Below are 21,248 nucleotides of genomic sequence, written 5' to 3' on the forward strand. Positions count from 1 at the left end.
CCCGAGCGTGTGGTCATGACGCTCCCCGACGACTACCTGGTCCGCCGCTGCGCGGACCACTGGGTCATCGTGGGGCCCACCGGGCTCTTCGTCGTCGGGCGATCCGACGGCGACCCGGTCGCCAGCTCCCAACGAGCCGTCGCGATGGCGCACCTGCTGCGGAGCCGCCTCGCCGACGTGCTGTCGTGGGTGCCGTTCGTCAGCGCGGTGCTCGTCGCCGACGGCGACCGCCACGACCTGGCCTGCGCCGCGGTCGACATGGACGGCCTCGGCCCGCTGCTGCGCAACGGCGGCCCGCAGATCGGCGACGGTGCACTGCACCTCCTGCGCCACCACGTGCCCGGCGTCGTCCAGCAGATGGAGCTGGACCGGGGCCCCGCCGCCCTGCGCTGAGCCCGTCCGACCGCATCCGACGGGTCCTCTGCCGCCCCGAGCGGGAGCCCCCGGCGCGACGGGCACGGGCGGCTGCGGCGGCCGCGCAGCCGGGTGGCATGCTGACCGCCATGTCGAGCCCGGACCCCGCCGCCCTCGAACGCCCCCGCCTGGTCCCGTCGACCGACGGCGTCGAGATCGCCACCTACGACCTGGGCGGCGACGGCCCCGACCTCCTCCTCGTGCACGCCACCGGGTTCTGCGCCGGCGTCTGGGCGCCCGTGGTCGCCCACCTCGAGGGCTTCCACGTGACCGCCGTCGACGTCCGCGGCCACGGCCGGTCGAGCACCCCCGACCTCGGCTCGGGACCGGGCATGTCGTGGGCCGGCACCGGCCAGGACGTGCTGACCGCCGTCGACGCCCTCGGGCTCACCGATCCGGTGGGCGCCGGGCACTCCATGGGCGGGGCCTCGCTGCTGATCGCCCAGCTCGAGCGGCCCGGCACCTTCCGCTCCCTCTGGGCGTTCGAGCCGATCGTGATGCCGCCCGAGGTGGCGTCGATGAGCGGCTCGAACCCGCTCGCGGAGGGCGCACGGCGCCGGCGGCCGTCGTTCGACTCGGCCGAGGCCGCGTTCGACAACTACGCCTCCAAGCCGCCGTTCTCGGCGCTCGACCCCGAGGCGCTGCGGGCCTACGTCCACCACGGGTTCCGGGAGGAGGCCGACGGCACGGTGACGCTGCGGTGCCGACCCGAGGTCGAGGCCGCCACCTTCGAGATGGGGCCCCAGCACCACACCTTCGAGCGCCTCGGTGGCGTCGACGTGCCGGTCACGGTGGCCCGGGGGCGGGAGGAGGACTTCGGCCCTGCGATGTTCGCCCCCAAGGTGGTGGGGGCGCTCGCCGACGGGACGCTGGAGGACCACCCCGAGCTGGGCCACTTCGGCCCGCTCGAGGACCCGGCGGCGATCGCGGCGTCGATCACCGCCGCCGTGCGCTGAGCGGCACCCGGCTCCCCGCCGCTGTCGGTGCGGGGTCGTAGCATCCGGTCATGGCCCTGCCGCTGCCGACGTCGCTGTCACCGTCCAAGGTGTCGACGTTCAAGGACTGCGCGCTCGCCTTCCGGTTCTCGGCGATCGACAAGCTCCCCGAACCGCCGTCCATGCCCGCGACCCGGGGCACCACCGTGCACCGGGCGCTGGAGCTGCTGTTCCTCGAGCCGCCCGAGGCCCGGACGCCCGAACGGGCCCAGGAGTGCCTGGCCGCCGCGCTCGACGAGATGGCGACCGACGAGGACTACCTCGGCCTCGAGCTCGACGACGCGGCGTCGGCCGACTTCGCCGCCACCGCCGCCCGCATGGTCGAGCGCTACTTCACGCTCGAGGACCCGCGCACCATCCAGCCGATCGGGCTGGAGCTGATGCTCAGCACGCAGCTCGGCTCGCTCACCGTGCGCGGCATCATCGACCGCCTCGAGCTCGACGCCGACGGCGAGCTGGTCGTGACCGACTACAAGACCGGCCGGGCGCCGTCGCAGGCCCAGGAGCAGTCCCGGCTGGGCGGCGTGCACTTCTACTCGCTCCTGTGCGAGCGGGTGCTCGGCAAGCGGCCGTCCAAGGTGCAGCTCGTCTACCTGGGCGACCAGCCGCAGGTCATCACCACGACCCCGTCCGAGCAGTCGACACGCGGCGTCGCCCGGAAGGTCGAGGCCATCTGGTCGGCGGTCGAGCGGGCCTGCGAGCGCGACGACTTCCGTCCCAAGACGTCCGCCCTGTGCGGTTGGTGCAACTTCAAGGCGTTCTGCCCGGCGTTCGGGGGCGACCCCGCCCAGGCGGTGTCGCTGTCGTCCCGTCCGGGTCCGCAGCGGGCGCTCGACCTCACCGGCGCGGAGGCCGTCTGAGCGCCGCGGCCGATCGGCCCGGCCCCGGGCCGGGACTCGCCTCGGTCCTCCTCGACTCCACGCCGGTGCTGGTGCTCGACCGCACCGTCGACGCCGTCGCGGCCCGGCTGCGGGGCCACGCCGCCGCCGATCGGGCGCTCTACGCGCTGTCGCAGGCGGCCAACCACAGCCTCCTGTGGCACGGGATCAACGCCGTCGACGCGGTCGTGGGCGGCCCAGCGGGCCGCCGTCGGGCGCTCCGGCGCAGCGTCGTGCTGGTCGCCGAGCAGGCCGCGGTGAACGGCCCGATCAAGACGCTGTTCCGGCGCACACGGCCCGACCACGTCACCGACCACCCGCATGGCCTGCGGACGCCGCTCACCTCGTCGTTCCCCAGCGGGCACGCCTCGGCGGGCGCCTGCGCCGCCACGCTGCTCACCGCGGACCTCGGCGCCGCGCCGCTCTGGTGGGGCCTCGCCGCGGCGGTGGCGTGGAGCCGGGTCCACGTCGGGGCGCACCACGCGACCGACCTCGTCGGCGGCGCGGTGGTCGGCTCCGCGCTCGGCAGGGTCGCCGGCGTCGCCTGGCCCGCGCCGGGCCGCCGCGCCTGAGCGGGTCGACGCCGCCTCGCACCGACCGCGAGATCGCCCCTTCGCAGCGACGCCGCGCCGGGGTACGGTCAGCAGCGGTGGCATCGCAGGAGCCCGGGGGGCCGGCGCACGCGGACGACCACATGTCGCAGCTCGAGGCGGTCATGTGGATCCTCGACGGTGACCCGCGCCTGGCCTCGGGATTTGCGAACCTCACGATCTTCGACCGGGTCCCCGACCGGGCCGTGCTGCGGGAGCGGATGCTCGCGGCGACCGAGGTCGTCCCCCGCCTCCGCCAGCGGGTCGTGGGGGGCGGACACCTCAGCACGCCGGTCTGGCGGGACGACCCCGACTTCGACCTCGACCACCACATCCGCTGGATCGACCTCGGCGACGACGACCTCGACGCCCTCGCCGCCGAGCTCTCGGGCCACCCGTTCGACCGGGAGCGGCCCCTGTGGGAGTTCGTCGTGGTCGAGGGCCTGCCGGGCGGTGCCGGGGCGATGGTCCAGCGCTTCGACCACACGTTGACCGACGGCGAGGGCGGCATCCGCCTGTCGGCGCAGTTCCTCGACCTCGAGCGGCAGCCCGATCGCCCGCACCGGTCGGAGCGGCCCCGGCGGTCCCGATCCGACGCGGCGCCGTCGGCACCCGTCGAGGCGCCCGTCGTGGCGGCGGACGGCGCAGCCACCACGATCGAGGAGCCCGCACCGGGCCTCTGGGGCCAAGCGCTCCGTGGGCTGCGGGCCGCCGGGAGCGTCCCGGCCGCGGTCGCGAGGGGCGCTGCGCAGGTGCCGTCCCGGACCGGTGGGTTTCTCGACCTCGCCGTCGACTCGGTGCAGCAGCTCGCCGTCGACGGGCGCCGGTCGCCGCTCTGGACGGAGCGCTCCACGGAGCGGTGGTTCGGCCGCTCCGCGCTGAACCTCGACGACGTGAAGGCGGCGGGTCGGGCGCTCGGCGGGAGCGTCAACGACGTGTTCGTCACCGGGGCCCTCACTGCGGCCGCCGAGGTCCACGCCGCAGCGGGCCTCCCGGTCGACGAGCTGCGGGTGGCCATCCCGGTGAGCAACCGCCAGTCGGGCTCGTCGGACGGGAACGCCTTCACGCCGGTCCACGCGCTGCTGCCGACGGGCGACATGCCGGTCGAGGAGCGGTTCCGGCTCGTGCACGAGCGGCTGGACCACGTGAAGCGCGACCAGGCGGGGATCCCGCTGGACGCGCCCGCGGCGGCGGCCCGGCTGCTGCCGAACGCCGCGCTCCTCGGCATCGCCGGCCGCACGGCCGGGGCGATCGACTTCGTGTGCTCGAACGTCCGGGCCGCCCCGTTCGACCTCTACATGGCCGGCGCGCACCTCGAGGGCAACTACCCGCTCGGCCCGCTGCTCAACACGTCGTTCAACCTGACGACGATGTCGTACCGGGGCTGGCTGTTCCTCGGCCTGCTGGCCGACCGGGTCGCCGTCCCCGACCCGGACGGGCTCCTGGCCGCGCTCGAGCGGGCCTACGCCGAGGTGCTCGCCGCCGGCGGCATCGCCACGCGCCGCACGCCCGACGTCCCCGTCACCGCCTGACCCGCCAGCCGCAGGGTTGTTGGCCGCTCTTGCAGAGGGCCCGCCCCGCCCCGCCGGGCCCGCCCGCAGCCGAACTTGTACGCCACGCGCCACACCAGCGACCGCCACGTACAAGATCGCCGCCCGCCGACGAACTCGTACGCCACGCGCCACATGGGCGACCGCCACGTACAAGATCGACGGAGCGGCCGGACGGCGACCGCCACGTACAAGATCGCCGCCCGCCGACGAACTTGTACGCCAAACGCCACATCGGCGACCGCCACGTACAAGATCGACGGGGCGGCCGGACGGCGACCGCCACGTACAAGTTCGACGGTCGCCGACGAACTCGTACGCCACACGCCACACCGGCGACCTCCACGTACAAGATCGCCGCCCGCCGACGAACTCGTACGCCACGCGCCACACCAGCGACCGCCACGTACAAGATCGACGCCCGCCGACGAACTCGTACGCCATGCGCCACATCGGCGACCGCCACGTACAAGTTCGGCGGTCTGGGGTGCAGGGGGTGGGAGCGGGCCGGAGCGTGCCCGGAACGGCGAACGCGCCCCCGCCGGAGCGGGGACGCGTTCGTCCATCGGCTCTGACCGCCCGTGCCGGGCGGTCGGCGATCAGTTGATGTGCACCTCGGCGTCCAGCCGGGACAGGAGCGACCGGACGTCCAGGAGGAGGTCGGCCATCTCCGAGGTCGACACGATCGAGCGATCGGCGATGTCGCCGAGGCCCTGGTCGATGAGCTGCATGGCCGCTCGGATGGACTCGTCGGTCTGCGGTTCCTTGACCTCGGTCACCTTGTCCTCCAGTTCGCCTCGCCGGGACTCCCGCCCGGAGCCCTTCCCGCTCGTAGCGGGAGCAGACCCTCGACCCGGTGCCGGTCACCTCGTGGTGTCCGATGGAGGGTACCCCTCCCCTGGGACATCGCGGAGGTCGATTGGGCCCGCTTCACGGAGGGTTCACAGTCCGGACACGGGATACCGTGCCCGGCCATGGCTCCGACCTCGTCCCCGTCCGGTCCCGGCGACGCCGCCCAGGCCCCCGTCGGCCTCACGTTCGCCAGCTTCCAGGGCCTCGGGCTCGACGTCGGACTGGCCATGGCCCGCACCGCCCGGGACGCCGGCTTCAGCTCCTACTGGACGGCCGAGACGGTCAGCACCGAGGCGTTCGCCACCCTCGGCGCGGTGGCCGCCGGCGTCGGAGGCCTCGGCCTCGGGACCGGCGTGCTCGCCCTCCAGCTCCGCACGCCGCAGGTGGCGGCGATGGGCGCGGCGACCCTCCAGGCGCTGGCGCCGGACCGCGACGTGCTGTTGGGCGTCGGCATCTCGTCGCCGGTGGTGGTGGGCCGCTGGCACGGCGCGAACTACGGCGACCGACCGGTCGCGCAGGTGCGCGAGTTCCTCGAGCTCACCGCCGCCTGCCTGTCGGGCGAGGGCGTCTCGTACGACGGTGAGTTCTACAAGGCCAGCCGGTTCCGGCTCGGCGTCCGGCTGGGTGACCGCCGGCCGAAGCTGGTGCTCGGCGCCCTCAACCAGCGGATGCTGCGCCTGGCCGGCGAGCTGGCCGACGGCGTGCTGCTCAACTACCTGCCGGCCAGCGCCGTCCCGTGGTGCGTCGAGCAGGTGCGGGCCGGCGAGCGCTTCGCCCAGCGGCCCCCCGGGTCCTGCACGATCTACGCCTACGTCCACGTCGGCGTGTGCGACACCGAGGCGGCCCGGCCGGCCGGCCGGAAGGACCTGTTCTCGTACGCGGTCGTCGACGCCTACGCCCAGGCCTTCGAGCGGGCCGGCTTCGGCGACGAGATCGCGGCCCTGCGGACGGCCCACCAGGACGGCGATCGCGAGGCCGCCGTCGCCGCCGTGTCGGACCGCATGGTCGACGCCATCGACATCTGCGGCGACGCCGCGGTCGTGGCCGGCGCGGTGCAGGAGTACCGGGACGCGGGCGTCGAGGTGCCGGTGATCATGCCGCTGCCGTGGGGTGAGGACCGGGTGGCCACGATCGAGGCCACCATCGACGCCGTCACCTGAGGACGCCCGGGCCCGCGGTCCCCGGCGTAGGGTCGCCGCCATGGAGCTGAAGGACCGCGTGGTCGTCGTGACGGGTGGTGCCAGCGGCATCGGCGCGGCCATGTGCCGCCGCTTCGCCGAGGAGGGTCCCACCGCCATCGTCGTCGCCGACCTCGACGGCGACGGTGCGGCGTCGGTGGCCGACGCCGTGCGGGCCGCGGCGCCCGACGTGGTCGCGGTGGCCCGGGCCCTCGACGTCGCGGACGAGGCGCAGGTCGGCGCGCTGATCACCGAGACACACCTGGACCACGGGCGGCTCGACCTGTTCTGCGCCAACGCCGGCATCGGCACCGCGATGGGCGTCGAGGCCCCCGACGCGGTCTGGGAGCAGATCTGGCACGTGAACGTGATGGCCCACGTCTACGCCGCCCGGGCGCTGCTGCCCCGCTGGCTCGAGGACGGCGAGGGCCACCTGCTCGTCACGGCGTCGGCGGCCGGGCTGCTGTCGAACCTCGGCGACGCGCCGTACTCCGCGACCAAGCACGCCGCGGTCGGCCTCGCCGAGTGGCTGTCCATCACGTACGGCGACCGCGGCGTGCACGTCTCGTGCCTGTGCCCGCAGGGCGTGCGGACGCCGCTGCTGTTCGGGCCCCCGGGCAGCGCCGGCGACGGCGCGCTGTCCACCGAGGTCGTGAAGGCCCAGCGGGTGATCGAGCCCGAGGAGGTCGCCGAGTCCGTCGTCGAGGGCCTGCGCGACGAGCGGTTCCTGATCCTGCCGCACCCCGAGGTCGCCGACTACGAGCGGGCCCGGGCCGGCGACCGGGAGCGGTGGCTCGGCGCCATGCGCCGGCTCCAGTCCGGTCTGCTCGGCGGCTGACCGAACCCTGACGGCCGTGGCCGAGCCCGATCCCCACCGCACGACGCTCGACGTCTACGAGACCCGCGCCGCCGAGTGGGAGGTGGGTCGCGGCGCACCGCGGCAGGAGGAGTCGAAAGCGCTCGGCGACCGCTGGCGCGCCGAGGGTGCGCTCGTCGGCGACCTGGGGTGCGGGCCGGGCTGGCACCTCCCGGCCCTCCCGGACGGATCGATCGCGCTCGACGGCGCCCGGGCGATGCTCGACCTCGTCCCACGCCACGCGCCGGCCTCGCCCCGGGTCCAGGCCGACCTGCGGGCGCTGCCGTTCGCCCGCCACTCGCTCGACGGCGCGTGGGCCGAGCGGAGCTACGTCCACCTCGACCGCCGGGCCTGCCCGCTCGCGTGGTGGGACCTTCACCGGGCGCTGCGAGTGGGCGCCACAGCGCACCTCGGCCTGTTCACGGCGGACCCGGCGACGGACGAGGACCCTTCGACCGATCCCGCCGGGGTCGACCACGGCCCGCACCCCGGTGACGACTTCCCCGGCCGGTCGTTCTCGCTGTGGGACGAGGCGCTCCTCGGCCACGTGCTCGAGGGCGCCGGCTTCGCCGTCGAGCGGACGGCGCCCGACCCGGACCGCAGCCGGATCGCGGTGCAGGTCCGGAGCGAGCGCACGCTGGCCGACACCGTCGGCCCGGGGATGCGGCTCCTGCTCGTCGGGCTCAACCCGTCGCTGTACGCCGCCGACGCGGGCGTCGGCTTCGCGCGGCCGGGCAACCGGGCCTGGCCGGCGCTGCTCGCCGCCGGGCTCGCGACGGTGGACCGGGACCCGGTGCACCTCCTGCGCCATCAGGCGATCGGGATGTCGGACCTGGTCAAGCGCGCCACGGCCACCGCCAAGGAGCTGCGGCCCGAGGAGTTCCGCCTCGGGTTCGAGCGGCTCGACGCCCTGTGCGCGTGGCTGCGACCCGGCGCCGTGTGCGTGCTCGGGGTGACCGGGTGGCGGGACGCGACGGGCGACCGCCACGCCGCGCTCGGCCGCCAGGAGCGCACCCTGGGCGGGCGGCCGGTCCACGTGATGCCCAACCCGAGCGGCCTCAACGCGCACACGAGCGTCGCCGACCTGGCCGACCACCTGCGCGCCGCCCTCGAGCTCGGGGCGGCAGTCGGGCCGCCATCAGGCGCGGCATCCGGCGCGGCGCCCGGGGCGGCATCCGACAGCGGGTCGTAGAGTCGGACCGGGGCCGGCGAGCGCCGTCCCTGACCAGGGGGACACACAATGCGCGTGCGACTGGAACCGTCGGACGAGTACATGCACCCGGGCCCCGAGCCCACCTTCAACGAGTCGATGTACTTCAACCTGTACGACCCGTCCGCCCACCTCGGCGGGTTCGTGCGGATCGGGAACCGGCCGAACGAGGGCCACGCCGAGATGACCGTGTGCCTGTACCTCCCCGACGGGCGGGTGGCGTTCATGTTCCGGCGGGCGGAGATCGACGGCAACGAGCGCTTCGACGCCGGCGGCGCCTCGTTCGAGGTCGTCGAGCCGTTCCGCACCGAGGGCGACGGCGGCGGCGAGCTGCGCGTCGCCTACGGCGGCAAGCTCGTGCTGCTCGACCAGCCCCTCGACATGGCCGACCCCCGCCAGGCCTTCTCCGACAACCCCTACGGATCGGCGTCGATCGACCTCACGTACCAGGGCATCGCCCGGCCCTTCGGCGGTGAGCCCGAGGAGTCCCACGAGCGACCGGGCGAGGAGTTCGCCAAGGGCCACTACGAGCAGCTCGTCCGGGGCGGCGGGACGGTCACCGTCGAGGACCAGACCTGGACCGTGTCGGGCCTCGGGCTGCGGGACCACTCGTGGGGTCCCCGCACCTGGCAGGCGCCCTGGTACTACCGCTGGCTGACGATGAACTTCGCCGACGGCACCGGCCTGATGCTGTCGCGGATCGCCCGCCCCGACGGCCCCGGCACCCGGGGCGGGTTCGTGTGGGACGGGCGCGACCTGCACGTGGTCCGCGACGTCCAGCTGCGCACCGACTGGACCGGGACGGGCTCGTACCACTCGAAGGTCCACGCCACGTTCAGCACCGGGCGCGACGGCGACGAGGGCATCACCCGCACGGTCACCGGCGAGGTGCTGAACCTGATCCCGTTGCGGAACCGGCGCGAGGGCCGGGTCACCCGGATCTCCGAGGGCCTCACCCGGTGGCACCTGGACCGCGCGCTGGGCGACGACGAGTCGGCCACGCTCGGCCACGGGCTGTCGGAGTACCTGGACCAGATCGTCGACGACGAACCGGTGGGGCTCGCGGAGTAGACCGTGCCGCGGGTCGACCGCCGGTCGGCCCGCGACCACCGCCAGCGCGACCCGGCCGACCCGGCCTCGCCGCGACCACCAGAGAGGCGAGGCACGTGCGCGACCTGATCCGTTCCGGCCTGCAGATGCCGCTGTTCACCTATCCCGACGTGCCGCCCGAGGGCCTCTTCCCCCGGGTCATCGAGCAGGCCCAGGCGGCCGAGTCGGCCGGCTACGGGTCCGTGTGGGTCATGGACCACTTCTGGCAGCTGCCGATGCTCGGGCCGCCGGAGCTCGAGATGCTCGAGGGCTACACGACGCTCGGGGCGATCGCCCAGGCCACGTCCTCGGTGCGCGTCGGCACGCTCGTCACCGGCATCACGTACCGGAACCCGGCGCTGCTGGCCAAGGTCGTGTCGACCCTCGACGTGATCTCGGGCGGGCGTGCGGTGTGCGGCGTCGGCACCGCCTGGTACCAGGAGGAGCACGACGGCCTCGGCTTCGACTTCCCGCCGCTGCGGACGCGCTTCGCGATGCTCGAGGAGGCCCTCGGCATCATCACCGCCATGTTCCGCGGCGAGCGCCCGACCGTCGACGGCGAGTTCTACCGGGTGGCCGACGCCATCAACTCCCCGCTGCCGCTGCAGCAGGGCGGGCCGCCGGTCCTGATCGGCGGCCAGGGCGAGAAGCGCACGATCCCCCTCGCGGCGCGCTACGCCGATGCGCTCAACCTCATCGCCGGCGGCGAGGAGCTCGAGCACAAGGTGCGCGTCACGACCGACGCGCTGGCCGAGGCGGGCCGCACCCGTGACGACCTGAACATCACGTGGCTGTGCTCGCTCGTGATCGGCGACTCCGACGCCGACGCCCAGGCCCGCTTCGACGACCTGCTGGCCCAGCGCGGCATCGACCCGGGCGTGCTCGACGAGGCGACGCGGGCGATGCTCACCAGCCGGATCCTCGTCGGCGACGAGGACGCCGTGGTCGCGCTCCTGCGGCGCCGGCTCGACGCCGGCCTGGACGGCGTGATCCACAACCTGCCCGCCGACGGCGGCGATCCCGAGGCCGTCCGGCGGGCGGGCCGCGTCGTGCAGGCCGCCCTCGCCGGCTGAGCGGTCCGACCCGGCCGCAGGCGGTCTCCGCGGTCCGGCAGCGGGCACCGCGGTCCGGGGACCGCAGCGGGGTCCCGGTAGGGTCGGACGATGCTCTTGCACGAGGTGATCGAGTTCGCGGCAGGCGCCGCCGGCGACGTCGACGCGCTGGTGTTCGGCGACCGGCGCTGGACCTTCGTGGAGCTCGAACGGGACGTCGCCAGGATGGGCACCACGCTCGCCCACGAGGTCGGGCGCGACGAGCGGATCGCCTGGTTCTCCGACAACCGACCCGAGCTGGTGATGGCGCTCTACGCAGTCCCCCGGGCCGGCGCCCTGCTCGTGCTCGGCAACATCCGCCACACCGCGGCCGAGCAGGCGGCGATGCTGAGGTCGAGCTCGGCCTCGGTGGTCGTCGGCTCCGCCGAGCAGCTGGCGCGGCTGGCCCCGCACGCCGACGAGCTCCACGCCGTCCGCCGCTGGTACTGCCTGGACGGCGTGGGCGCCGACGGTCCGAGCGCCCTCCCCGACGGCACGCGCGACGCCGCCGAGCTGTTCGACCTCGACCCCGAGCCGCCCCGATCGGGCCTGGACGACGACACGCACGTGTGGCTGATCCACACGTCCGGGACGACCGGTCGCGCCAAGGGCGCGCTGCTCACCCACCGGTCCATCGTGGCCGCGTCGACCAACACCGCCCTGGCCCGGCCGATCACCGACGACGACGTGTACCTGTTCCCGTTCCCGCTGTTCCACGTGGCCGCGTACAACGTCGTCGTGCACCACCTGGGCCGGCGTCCGGTGGTCCTCCTCCCCCGCTTCGAGGCGGCCGACGTCGTCACGGCGATCCGTGACGAGCGGGTCACGACGGTGTCGCTGGCCCCCACGATGCTGGCCATGCTGCTCGACCACGTCGGCGATGACCTCTCGGACCTCGCGTCGCTGCGCCGCATCGGGTACGGGGCGTCGGCGATGCCGCTCGACCTGCTCCGACGGACGCTGTCCGACCTGCCCGAGGTCGGCCTCGCGCAGGGCTACGGCATGACCGAGCTCTCGGGCAACGCCGTCTTCCTCGGGCCCGACGAGCACCGGCGCGCCGCGGCCGACGAGCCGTGGCTGCTGTCAGCGGCGGGGCGGCCGGCGCCGCTGGTCCAGATCCGCATCGCCGACGACCGCGGCGACGACGTGGCCCCCGGCGAGCCGGGCGAGGTGCTCGTGCGCGGCGACCAGGTCTGCGCGGGCTACTGGGACGATCCGGGCGCCACCGTCGAGTCGCACCACGGCGCGTGGTTCCGGACCGGCGACATCGGTCGCGTCGATGAGGCGGGCTACCTCTACGTCGTCGACCGCAAGAAGGACATCATCATCTCGGGCGGCGAGAACGTGTCGTCCCGGGAGGTCGAGGACATCGTGTCCGAGCACCCCGAGGTCTCGGCCGTCGCCGTGGTCGGGCTCCCTGACGTCACCTGGGGCGAACGGGTCTGCGCCGTCGTGGTGTGGGACCGGTCAGACGGTGCCGCCGGCGACGTCGAGGGCCGCGCCCGGGCGCTCGTCGACTGGACCGACGGTCGGATGGCGGGCTTCAAGCGGCCCCGCGTCGTGGTCAGCGTGCCGGCGCTGCCGACCAACGCATCCGGCAAGGTCGACAAGCGGGTGATCAGGGAGTACCTCGGCGCGGGCGACGTGCCCGACGCCACAGCGCCTGCGTAACACTTACGTAGCGGTTACCGATGCCGCCGATCCGGTGGCCCTGCACCCTTGGGCACCGGTCGGATGCTGGGGCGCCGACCATGGTGTCGGTGCCCGTGCCGTCGGGAGGGATGGTGCGGACACCGACACCGACCCCCCGCCGGTCGGTCACCGGGGCACCGCTTGCTCACCCGTGCGGCGCCGCCTCGCGCCCGAGATCCTGCGCCCTGCTCCAGGCGGGTTCAGGCGGCCGGTTCGGTCGTCCGCGGGAAGACGCCGGCGCGGGCCAGCGCACCCGGCGTGGACCGACCGAGCAGCTCGTCGGACTGCATCCACCCCACCGCGTCCACGAGCGCCTGCAGGTCGATCCCGGTCTCGTAGCCCATCCGGTCGAGGAGGTAGGCGACGTCCTCGGTCGGGACGTTGCCGGTCGCGCCGGGAGCGAACGGGCAGCCGCCGATGCCGCCGAGCGAGGCGTCGACCACGTCGACGCCCTCCTCGACCGCCACCGCCACGTTGGCCAGGCCGGTGTTGCGGGTGTTGTGAAAGTGCACTCGGAGGCGCTGGTCGGTCCCCGCCGCGGCGATGGCGTCGCGGGCGACGGCAAGCCGGGTCCGCACGTCGGTCGGCACCGCGACGCCGATCGAGTCGGCCAGGGCGATCTCCTCGCCGCCGACGGCCACGCACCGGGCGACGACGTCGGCCAGCCGTTCGACGGCCACCTCGCCCTCGTAGGGGCAGCCGAAGCTGGCGGCCAGCGTCACGCTGGCGGGGACGCCGGCGTCGGCGGCCGCCGCGGCGATGTCGGCCCAGACCTCGATCCCCTGCTCGGTCGTCGTGCCCTGGTTCCGCTCGCTGAACGTGTCGCTCACGACCACGACGGCGTTGACCTCGTCGCAGCCCGCCTCGAGCGCCCGGTCGAGGCCCTGCCGGTTCAGCACCAGCCCGATGAACGACGCGGTGCGCAGCGAGTCGTCCGCGGGCACCTCGGCGCGCCGCGCGGCGAGGCCGGCCATGACCTCGGCGGCGTCGGCCATCTGCGGCACCCGCTTGGGGTTCACGAACGACGTGGTCTCGATCCGGCGGATCCCCGCACCGACGATGCGCTCGATGAGGCCGAGCTTGGCCTCGGTCGGCACGATCAGGCCGTCGCTCTGCAGGCCGTCGCGGGGCGCGACGTCGACGATGGTCACGGGGTGGGCCATGCGCCCAGACTACGACGCCGAGCCCGCAGCACCCCTTTGGCGGCGCCATCCGTCGTCTGCGGACAGATCCCGCCGCCAGAGCGGGGTCAGACCGGAGCAGGCAGGCCCGAGCAGGTCAGGCCGGCGCGAGGTCGCGGATCGCCTGCCGCTGGTCGAGGCCGAACGGCAGGATGGCGATCGCCGGCGTGGTGACGCCGTTCTCGACGTAGCGGCCGACGTGCTCCCGGCACTCCTCGGGGCTGCCCCACACGATGAGCTCGTCGACGAGCGAGTCCGGGATCGCAGCCAGCGCGGCCGGCCGGTCGCCCTCCCCCCACAGCCGCCACATCTCGGCCAGCTGCTCGCCCCGGCCCATCCACTCGTGGAACGCGGCGTACACGGGCACCGTGAGGTAGGCGGCGATCGCGAACCGGCCCATCTTCATGACCAGGTCACGGTCGGTCGTCGGCGCCACGAAGATGCGGGCCACGACCTCCTTGGGGCCGCCACCGGCGGCGGACGACGCCTCCTGGACGATCGGGGCGACGGTCCGGACGTCGTCGGCCGAGAGCCAGTTGATGATGGCGCCGTCGCCCTCGCGGCCCGCCAGTCGCAGCATGCCCTCGCGCAGCGCGGCGATGAGGATCGGCGGCTCGACCTCGGGCCGGATCCCCAGCCGGAAGCCCTTCACCTCCGACGCGCCGAACGTGCCCGACACCTTCTCGCCCGACATCGCCTCCCGGAGGAAGCGGACCATGTCGCGGACCTGGCGGTAGGGCTCCTCGAACGGGATGCCGTTCCACCGCTCGACGATCACGTTCGACGAGGTGCCGATGCCGAAGGCGAACCGGCCGGGGGCGGCGTCGGCGAGCGAGGCGACGCTCTGCGCGAGGCACGCCGGGCCCCGGGTGTAGGCCGGCACGATCGCGCTGCCCAACCGGAGCGACGGCGCCCAGGCCGAGGCCAGCGCCAGCGGCGTGAACGCGTCCGCCCCCATCGCCTCGGCGGACCACACGTCGGTGTAGCCGAGGTCCTCGAGCTCGACGAACCAGTCCCGCTGCTCGTGGAGCGGCACGCCGTCGAACGGGACGGTCATGCCCCAGCGGGGACCTTCGGGAGGGGTGTGGTCGGCCATGGCCGCGGAGCCTATTGCCGGCGGCCCGGGGCTGCGCCGGAGCGCGCCCGCGCCGCGACCGTGACCCGTTCGCGCCGCCGACGGCCCGGCCCGATCAGGGCCGGCGGAGGCGCGCCGCCAACCCGGCGAGCACGGAGCGGGCCGCCGAGGTCCAGCGACCGTCGAGCGCCTTCAGCAGGACGTCCGCCTGGGCGAAGTCGAGGATCCCGCCGCCCATCAGGACCAGCATGCGGACCGGCCCCTCCTTGAGCGACGACCGCACCATCTCGATGGTCGCGTCGTCGGGGTCGGGGAACTCCTGCGCCGCCCGCTTGGCGCCTTCGCGCACGACGACCGACGACAGCAGGCGGCCCACGACCGTCGACTCCAGGTCCTCGAGGGTCGAGTTCCGGTCGAACGGCCGGACCGCCTTGGGCGTCGGGACCGGCCGGCCCAGCAGCGCGGCGAACTCCTCGTCGGTCGCGACGAGGTCCACCGGCGCGGGGACCGGGGTGACGACGTCGTCGGAGGCGACCTCGATCGGGACCACCTGCACCGGGTCGACCGAGGAGCGGGCCACGACGACCTCGAACCGCCCGGCCTCGACGAGCCAGTCGTGGGCGGCGACGTCCCAGACCGCGAAGGAACGGCGGTCGAGCGGGACCTCGACCGTCGCCCGCTCCCCCGGCCCGAGGTGGACCTTGGCGAAGCCCTGCAGCTCCTGGTGGGGTCGGTGCACCGCGGACTCCGGGTCGCGGACGTAGACCTGCACGACGTCGGAGCCGGCCCGGTCGCCCGTGTTGGTCACCGTGACGCGGGCCGTGCGGTCGGTCCCGTCGCCGGTCACCTCGACGTCGGTCCACTCGAAGGTCGTGTACGACAGTCCGGCGCCGAAGGCGAACCGCGCCGGCACCCCCGCCGTGTCGTGGAAGCGGTAACCGACGTGCGGGCCCTCCCGGTACTCGACCTGGCGCGGCTGGCCCGGGAAGTTGCGGTCGGCGGGCAGCTGGGCGACGTGCACGGGGATGCTCTCGGCCAGCCGCCCGCCCGGCTCGGCGTCGCCGAACAGCACGTCGGTCGCGCCGCCGGCCCCGGCCTGGCCGCCGAGCCAGCACTCGAGCACGGCCTCGACGCGCTCGGCCCACGGCAGGTGCACCACGCCGCCGTTGCTCAGCACGACCACGACGGGCGTCGACGTCGCGGCGAGCGCCTCGATGAGCCGGACGTGGTCGTCGGGGAGGTCGAGCGTCGTCCGGTCGAAGCCCTCGGACTCCCACGCGGCGGGCAGGCCCGCGAAGACCACCGCCACGTCCGCGGCCCGGGCCGTCGCCAGCGCCTCGGCGAACTGCCGGGGCGTCGAGCGGCCGGTGCGGGCGTCGTAGCCCTCGGCGAACGTGACGGTCCCGGCGCCGCCGACGCGCTCGCGGATCGTGTCGAGGGCCCGGTCGAGCCGGGTCGGGTTGACCTGCGAGCTGCCGGCGCCCTGGTGGCGGGGGTGGGTGGCGAAGCCGCCGATCACGGCGATCGTCCCCTCGGCGGCGAGGGGCAGGACGCCGTCGTTGACCAGCAGCACCGACCCCTCCGCCGCGGCGCGCCGGGCCAGCGCGTGGTGCTGCTCGTGCTGCGGGTCGGGACGGGCGCCGTCCAGGCGGCCGCGCTGCAGGAGCTCGACCACCCGCGTGGCGCAGCGGTCGACGTCGGCCTCGAGCAGCGAGCCGTCGGCGACCGCGGCCAGCACCTCGCCGTCGAACGCGCCCTCGCTGCCGGGCATCTCGAGGTCGAGACCCGCCCGCACCCCGGCGACCCGGTCGTTGGTCGCGCCCCAGTCCGACATCACCAGGCCGCCGAAGCCCCACTCGTCGCGCAGGATCGTCGTCAGCAGCTCGGTGTGGTCCGATGCGTAGGTCCCGTTCACCCGGTTGTAGGAGCACATAACGGTCCACGGGTCGGACTCGGTCACCACGATCTCGAAGCCGCGCAGGTAGAGCTCGCGCAGCGTCCGCTCGTCGACGACCGCGTCGACCACCAGGCGGTGCGACTCCTGGTTGTTGACCGCGTAGTGCTTCACGCTGGCCCCGACGCCCCGGGCCTGGATGCCACGCACCATCGCCGCGGCGAGGCGACCGCCGAGCAGCGGGTCCTCGGACAGGTACTCGAAGCTGCGGCCGCCGGCCGGGTGGCGCTTCAGGTTCAGGCCGGGCCCGAGCACGACCGACACGCCCAGCGCCCTGGCCTCGTCGCCGATCGCCGCACCGACCTCCTCGAGCAGCTCGACGTCCCACGTCGAGCCGAGCGCCGCCGCAGTCGGGAAGCACGTGGCCGGCTGCGCCGGCGCCAGGCCGAGGTGGTCGGCCGCGGTCACCTGGCAGCGCAGGCCGTGCGGACCGTCGGCCACCACGATCCCGTCGATGCCACCCGATCCGCCGGGGCCGGCCGGCACCGGCTCGAGCGCCCAGAACCCCCGCCCCGACAGGAGGCGCACCTTCGTGGGGAGGTCGAGGGCGGCCACGACCGCCTCGGCGCTCGGGGACGGGGCGGCGGTCGCGTCGGTGCTCACGCCCCGGACGCTACCGAAGCGGCTCGACGGTCAGTCCAGGCGGTGGTTGCGGACGAGCGTCGACTGGCTGGCCGTGGCGAGCAGCGTGCCGGCCTGGTTCCAGAGGTGGACCGAGCCGTGGCCGAACCCGTTGTGCAGGCCGTCGACGCGGATGTCGATCAGCACCCACTCGCTCGGCTCCAGGCGCACCACGCGCAGCGTGTTGTCGAGGCTGTTGATCGGGAACCAGGCCCCGAGCGCCTGGGAGATGCCGAACGGGACGTAGTCGCCGAGGATCGACAGCGCGGCGGCCGACATCTCGACGTCGGGGACCCGGACCCACAGCGCCGAGCGGCCGTCGGGCACCGGGTGGCCGTCGAGGTCCTCCCACCCCCGGCCGACCGCGATCCGCACGTCGAGCCGGGTCATGATCGAGCGCTCGAGCCCGAAGCGCGGCGCCCGCACGCGGCACTCCTCGGGCGGGGCGACCTCGGGCATCACGGCCCACTGGCCCTCGACCGGCAGGTCGCGCTCCCCCAGCGCCGCGTTGACGGTGAGGATCTCGCGGTCGCCGACGTGGCCGACGGCGCGGGCCTGGGCGGTGTTGCGCCCGCTGACGGCCACCGTGACGTCGAGGTCCATGATCTCGCCGGTCGTCGCGAAGCTCAGGTACTGCGCCGTGGCCCACACGAGCGGCCGCTCGCACACCGCCTCCATCGCCGCCACCGCGGCGCCGAGCCCGCACCCGCCGAAGAGGAAGTTGCCCCCGGTGATGATGCCGTCGGTGACCGGCAGCAGCCACCGCCCGGGGTTGTGGGTCGGCTCCAGGCCCAGGAACTCGGCGGCGTCCATCGGGGCGCAGGCTACCGGCGCGCCGGCGCGGCCCCGGCGGGTGACGGCGCCCTCGCCCGGTCGCGGGCATGCTGTAGCCCATGCCGCTGCACCGCCGCTCCGATGTCGACGAGCTGACCGCCGCCGTCTCCCGCCTCTCGAGCGAGATCGCCCGCTTCGAGTTCCCGACCGAGGCGACCGACCGCCGCATGGTCGAGGAGATCGTCGAGCGCGAGATCGAGCTCGACGGCAACGCCCACCAGAACCTGGCGACGTTCTGCTCGACCTGGGAACCCGAGCAGATCATGAAGTTGATGGCCCTCTCCATCAACAAGAACCTGATCGACAAGGACGAGTACCCGACGGCGGCCGAGATCGAGAGCCGGTGCGTCCACATGCTCGCCGACCTGTGGAGCGCGCCCGAGACCCACGACGCCGTGGGCACGTCGGCCATCGGCTCGTCCGAGGCGTGCATGCTCGCCGGCATGGCGATGCACCGGCGGTGGCGCAATCGCCGCCGGGCCGAGGGCAAGCCGACCGACTCCCCCAACTTCGTGTGCGGTCCCGTGCAGGTCGTGTGGCACAAGTTCGCCCGCTACTGGGACATCGAGCTGCGCGAGGTCGGGATGGCCGACGGCCGCTACGGCATGACGCCCGAGACCATGCTCGAGCAGATCGACGAGAACACGATCGGCGTCGTCCCGACGCTCGGCGTCACCTACACCGGCATCTACGAGCCGGTGGCCGACCTGGCCGCGGCGCTCGACGACCTGCAGGAGCGCACCGGGCTCGACGTCGACATCCACGTCGACGCCGCCAGCGGCGGGTTCACCGCGCCGTTCCTCGCCCCCGACCTGGTCTGGGACTTCCGCCTCCCGCGCGTGAAGTCGATCAGCTCGTCGGGCCACAAGTTCGGCCTGGCCCCGCTCGGCGTCGGCTGGGTGCTGTTCCGGGACGCCGCCGAGCTGCCCGAGGAGCTCGTGTTCCACGTCACGTACCTGGGCGGCGACATGCCGACGTTCCAGATCAACTTCTCCCGGCCCGCCGGGCAGATCATCGCCCAGTACGCCGGCTTCCTCCGCCTGGGCCGAGAGGGGTACGCCGCCGCCCACGGGAGCAGCTACGCGACCGCCAAGCACCTCGCCGAGCAGCTGCCGAAGGTCGGCCCGCTGGAGCTGATCTACGACGGCGACCCCGCCGTCGGGATCCCGGCGGTGACGTGGAAGCTCCGCGAGGACGCGGGCGTCACGTGGACGCTGTACGAGCTGGCCGACCGCCTGCGGACGAGGGGCTGGCAGGTGCCGGCGTACCCGCTCACCGGCGACCTGTCGACCCAGGTCGTCCAGCGGGCGCTGATCCGCCTCGAGATCACCACCGACGAGATCAACGCCCTGCTCAACGACATGAAGGAGGCGGTGGAGTTCCTCGAGCGCCATCCCGTCACCGTGCCGATGAGCCAGGAGGAGGGCACCTCCTTCTCGCACTAGGGGGATGGTGCGGCCCGTCTGAGGCGCCGTTCAGCGGATCGCGCGGCGCCTCCTCAGCGGGGACCGGTCCCCGTGGAGCACTGTCACACCCCCTCGGCATGCTGGTGCCATGACCACGCAGCTCACGCTCATCTCCGTCCCGGCGACACCCGCCCGGCAGGATGCCGGCGACGAGGCCGCGGACGTCACCCCGACCGACCGGACCCCCTCCCTGACGGTGCTGCCCGCACCGGCGCCCGAGCCCGGCACGACGGCGCGGGGCGCCCACCGCCGCTCGGTCGAGCACCAGGGCTGGCTCGATCGCCGGACGATCTCCACGGGCCGCAAGGGCATCGCCGCCGCCCGGGCCGCCCTGGCCGACGCCAACCGCCGGGTGGCCGACCGCCAGGCGGCGGAGGAGGCCGAGCGGGAGGCCGAGCTCGCCCGCCAGGCCCGCGGGATCACCGGCACCCACGCCGCCTGACCGACCGGCGATCGCACCCGGCGCCGATCACGACCGGGAGCCACTCCGACGGGATGCCCCTCCGACGGGATGCCCCTCGCCGACATCCGTAGGATGCCGCCATGTCCGAAGTCGTGATCGTCGATGCCGTCCGCACCCCGATCGGCCGCCGCAACGGTGGCCTGTCGAGCGTCCACCCCGCCGAGCTCCTCGGCCAGGTCCAGTCCGCCCTGTTCGAACGCACCGGCGTCGACCCGGCCGAGGTCGGCCAGGTGGTCGGCGGCTGCGTCAGCCAGGTCGGCGAGCAGTCCTTCAACATCGCCCGCATGGCCTGGCTGTCGGCCGGCCTCCCGCTCGAGGTGGCGGCCACCACGGTCGACACGCAGTGCGGCTCGTCCCAGCAGGCCACCAACCTGGCCACCGCGCTCGTCGGCGCCGGCGTCACCGACGTCGCCGTCGCCTGCGGCGTCGAGTCCATGAGCCGCATCCCGATCGGGTCCAACTCCAACAAGAAGCTCGGCCTCGGCGTGCCGGTGCCGAGGACCTACTTCGGCCGCTACGAGTTCACCTCGCAGTTCGAGGGCGCCGAGCGCATCGCCGACAAGTGGGGCGTCACCCGCGCCGACTGCGACGAGTTCGGCCTCCGCAGCCAGCAGCTCGCCGCCCAGGCCTGGGCCGAGGACCGCTTCGCCGGCCAGTACGTCCCGGTCACCGCCCCCGACCTCGACGAGGAGCGCAACCCGCTCGACTCGACCCACGTCGTCGACCGCGACGAGGGCCTGCGCGAGACGACGCTCGAGAAGCTGGCCACGCTCAAGCCCGTCGCACGCGAGGACGGCGTCCACACGGCCGGCTCGTCGTCGCAGATCTCCGACGGCGCCGCCGCGGTGCTGCTGATGACCGCCGAGAAGGCGGCCGAGCTCGGCGTGACGCCGCGGGCCCGCATCGTCGACACGTGCCTGGTCGGCGTCGACCCGGTCCTCATGCTGACCGGCCCGATGGATGCCACCAAGGTCCTGCTCGAGCGGACCGGTCGCAGCATCGACGACATCGACCTGTTCGAGATCAACGAGGCGTTCGCCTCGGTCGTGCTGGCCTGGGCCAAGGAGGTCGGCGCCGACCTCGACAAGACCAACGTCAACGGCGGCGCCATCGCCCTGGGCCACCCGCTCGGCGGCACCGGCGCCTTCCTGATGACGAAGGCGCTCTACGAGCTCGAGCGGGCCGACCAGCAGACGGCGCTCGTGTCGATGTGCTGCGGCGGCGGGCTCGGCACGGGCACGATCATCGAGCGGATCTGA

At 74.3% G+C, this 21,248-nt stretch carries 19 protein-coding genes; 14 read left to right on the forward strand and 5 right to left on the reverse strand.

The genetic code is table 11. From position 1 onward, the window contains the following. Positions 1-15: 15 nt before the first annotated feature. The 5 genes from LH044_RS05365 (at position 16) to LH044_RS05385 (ending at position 4,409) form a co-directional block, all read left to right on the forward strand. Positions 16-393 carry a hypothetical protein gene (locus LH044_RS05365; RefSeq protein WP_227758769.1) on the forward strand — a complete coding sequence of 126 codons (378 nt, stop codon included), beginning with the start codon at positions 16-18 and terminating at the stop codon, positions 391-393. Positions 394-503: 110 nt separating this feature from the next. Continuing rightward, positions 504-1,370, forward strand: a complete 867-nt coding sequence (locus tag LH044_RS05370) for an alpha/beta fold hydrolase (protein WP_227758770.1) — start codon at positions 504-506, stop codon at positions 1,368-1,370. Positions 1,371-1,420: 50 nt separating this feature from the next. Continuing rightward, positions 1,421-2,269 (forward strand): RecB family exonuclease, encoded by an 849-nt coding sequence (locus tag LH044_RS05375; protein ID WP_227758771.1) that lies wholly within the window; start codon positions 1,421-1,423, stop codon positions 2,267-2,269. A gap of 65 nt (positions 2,270-2,334) precedes the next feature. Then, the gene (locus LH044_RS05380) at positions 2,335-2,859 is read left to right on the forward strand and encodes a phosphatase PAP2 family protein (protein WP_227758772.1); all 525 of its coding nucleotides are present in this window, start codon (positions 2,335-2,337) and stop codon (positions 2,857-2,859) included. Between the two features lie 77 nt (positions 2,860-2,936). Next, on the forward strand, positions 2,937-4,409 hold the full coding sequence (locus tag LH044_RS05385; protein ID WP_227758773.1) for a wax ester/triacylglycerol synthase domain-containing protein: 1,473 nt from the start codon (positions 2,937-2,939) through the stop codon (positions 4,407-4,409). A gap of 617 nt (positions 4,410-5,026) precedes the next feature. Here LH044_RS05385 and LH044_RS05390 read toward each other — a convergent pair. Continuing rightward, complete coding sequence (locus LH044_RS05390) at positions 5,027-5,206, reverse strand: hypothetical protein (protein WP_227758774.1); 180 nt, start codon at positions 5,204-5,206, stop codon at positions 5,027-5,029. 195 nt (positions 5,207-5,401) lie between these two features. On the opposite strand from LH044_RS05390, the gene LH044_RS05395 reads away from it, so the two are divergent. The 6 genes from LH044_RS05395 to LH044_RS05420 all read left to right on the forward strand — a co-directional run bounded on the left by LH044_RS05395 (position 5,402) and on the right by LH044_RS05420 (position 12,374). Beyond that, a complete protein-coding gene (locus LH044_RS05395) occupies positions 5,402-6,439 on the forward strand; it encodes an LLM class F420-dependent oxidoreductase (protein WP_227758775.1) in 1,038 nt (345 codons plus the stop codon). 40 nt (positions 6,440-6,479) lie between these two features. Next, complete coding sequence (locus tag LH044_RS05400) at positions 6,480-7,295, forward strand: SDR family oxidoreductase (RefSeq protein ID WP_227758776.1); 816 nt, start codon at positions 6,480-6,482, stop codon at positions 7,293-7,295. A 16-nt stretch (positions 7,296-7,311) separates the two neighbouring features. Next, a complete protein-coding gene (locus tag LH044_RS05405; RefSeq protein WP_227758777.1) occupies positions 7,312-8,505 on the forward strand; it encodes a uracil-DNA glycosylase family protein in 1,194 nt (397 codons plus the stop codon). A 48-nt stretch (positions 8,506-8,553) separates the two neighbouring features. After that, positions 8,554-9,594 (forward strand): DUF7064 domain-containing protein, encoded by a 1,041-nt coding sequence (locus LH044_RS05410; RefSeq protein WP_227758778.1) that lies wholly within the window; start codon positions 8,554-8,556, stop codon positions 9,592-9,594. Positions 9,595-9,689: 95 nt separating this feature from the next. Next, positions 9,690-10,685, forward strand: a complete 996-nt coding sequence (locus tag LH044_RS05415; protein WP_227758779.1) for an LLM class F420-dependent oxidoreductase — start codon at positions 9,690-9,692, stop codon at positions 10,683-10,685. Positions 10,686-10,775: 90 nt separating this feature from the next. After that, complete coding sequence (locus LH044_RS05420) at positions 10,776-12,374, forward strand: AMP-binding protein (RefSeq protein ID WP_227758780.1); 1,599 nt, start codon at positions 10,776-10,778, stop codon at positions 12,372-12,374. 221 nt (positions 12,375-12,595) lie between these two features. Here LH044_RS05420 and LH044_RS05425 read toward each other — a convergent pair whose 3' ends face one another. From LH044_RS05425 to LH044_RS05440, 4 genes are all read right to left on the reverse strand, one after another. Further along, complete coding sequence (locus LH044_RS05425; protein ID WP_227758781.1) at positions 12,596-13,558, reverse strand: hydroxymethylglutaryl-CoA lyase; 963 nt, start codon at positions 13,556-13,558, stop codon at positions 12,596-12,598. 115 nt (positions 13,559-13,673) lie between these two features. After that, the gene (locus LH044_RS05430) at positions 13,674-14,672 is read right to left on the reverse strand and encodes an LLM class F420-dependent oxidoreductase (protein WP_227758782.1); all 999 of its coding nucleotides are present in this window, start codon (positions 14,670-14,672) and stop codon (positions 13,674-13,676) included. Between the two features lie 94 nt (positions 14,673-14,766). Then, positions 14,767-17,208 carry a glycoside hydrolase family 3 C-terminal domain-containing protein gene (locus tag LH044_RS05435; protein WP_227758783.1) on the reverse strand — a complete coding sequence of 814 codons (2,442 nt, stop codon included), beginning with the start codon at positions 17,206-17,208 and terminating at the stop codon, positions 14,767-14,769. Positions 17,209-17,238: 30 nt separating this feature from the next. Beyond that, positions 17,239-18,039, reverse strand: coding sequence for an acyl-CoA thioesterase (locus LH044_RS05440; protein ID WP_227758784.1), 801 nt, complete (start codon positions 18,037-18,039; stop codon positions 17,239-17,241). 80 nt (positions 18,040-18,119) lie between these two features. Here LH044_RS05440 and gad point away from each other — a divergent pair, with 80 nt between their 5' ends. The 3 genes from gad (at position 18,120) to LH044_RS05455 (ending at position 21,248) form a co-directional block, all read left to right on the forward strand. Continuing rightward, positions 18,120-19,505 carry a glutamate decarboxylase gene (gad, locus tag LH044_RS05445; RefSeq protein ID WP_227758785.1) on the forward strand — a complete coding sequence of 462 codons (1,386 nt, stop codon included), beginning with the start codon at positions 18,120-18,122 and terminating at the stop codon, positions 19,503-19,505. A gap of 109 nt (positions 19,506-19,614) precedes the next feature. After that, positions 19,615-19,968 (forward strand): hypothetical protein, encoded by a 354-nt coding sequence (locus LH044_RS05450; RefSeq protein WP_227758786.1) that lies wholly within the window; start codon positions 19,615-19,617, stop codon positions 19,966-19,968. 101 nt (positions 19,969-20,069) lie between these two features. After that, positions 20,070-21,248, forward strand: a complete 1,179-nt coding sequence (locus LH044_RS05455; RefSeq protein ID WP_227758787.1) for a steroid 3-ketoacyl-CoA thiolase — start codon at positions 20,070-20,072, stop codon at positions 21,246-21,248.

The sequence above is a fragment of the Dermatobacter hominis genome, from assembly GCF_020715685.1.
Lineage (GTDB): Bacteria > Actinomycetota > Acidimicrobiia > Acidimicrobiales > Microtrichaceae > Dermatobacter > Dermatobacter hominis.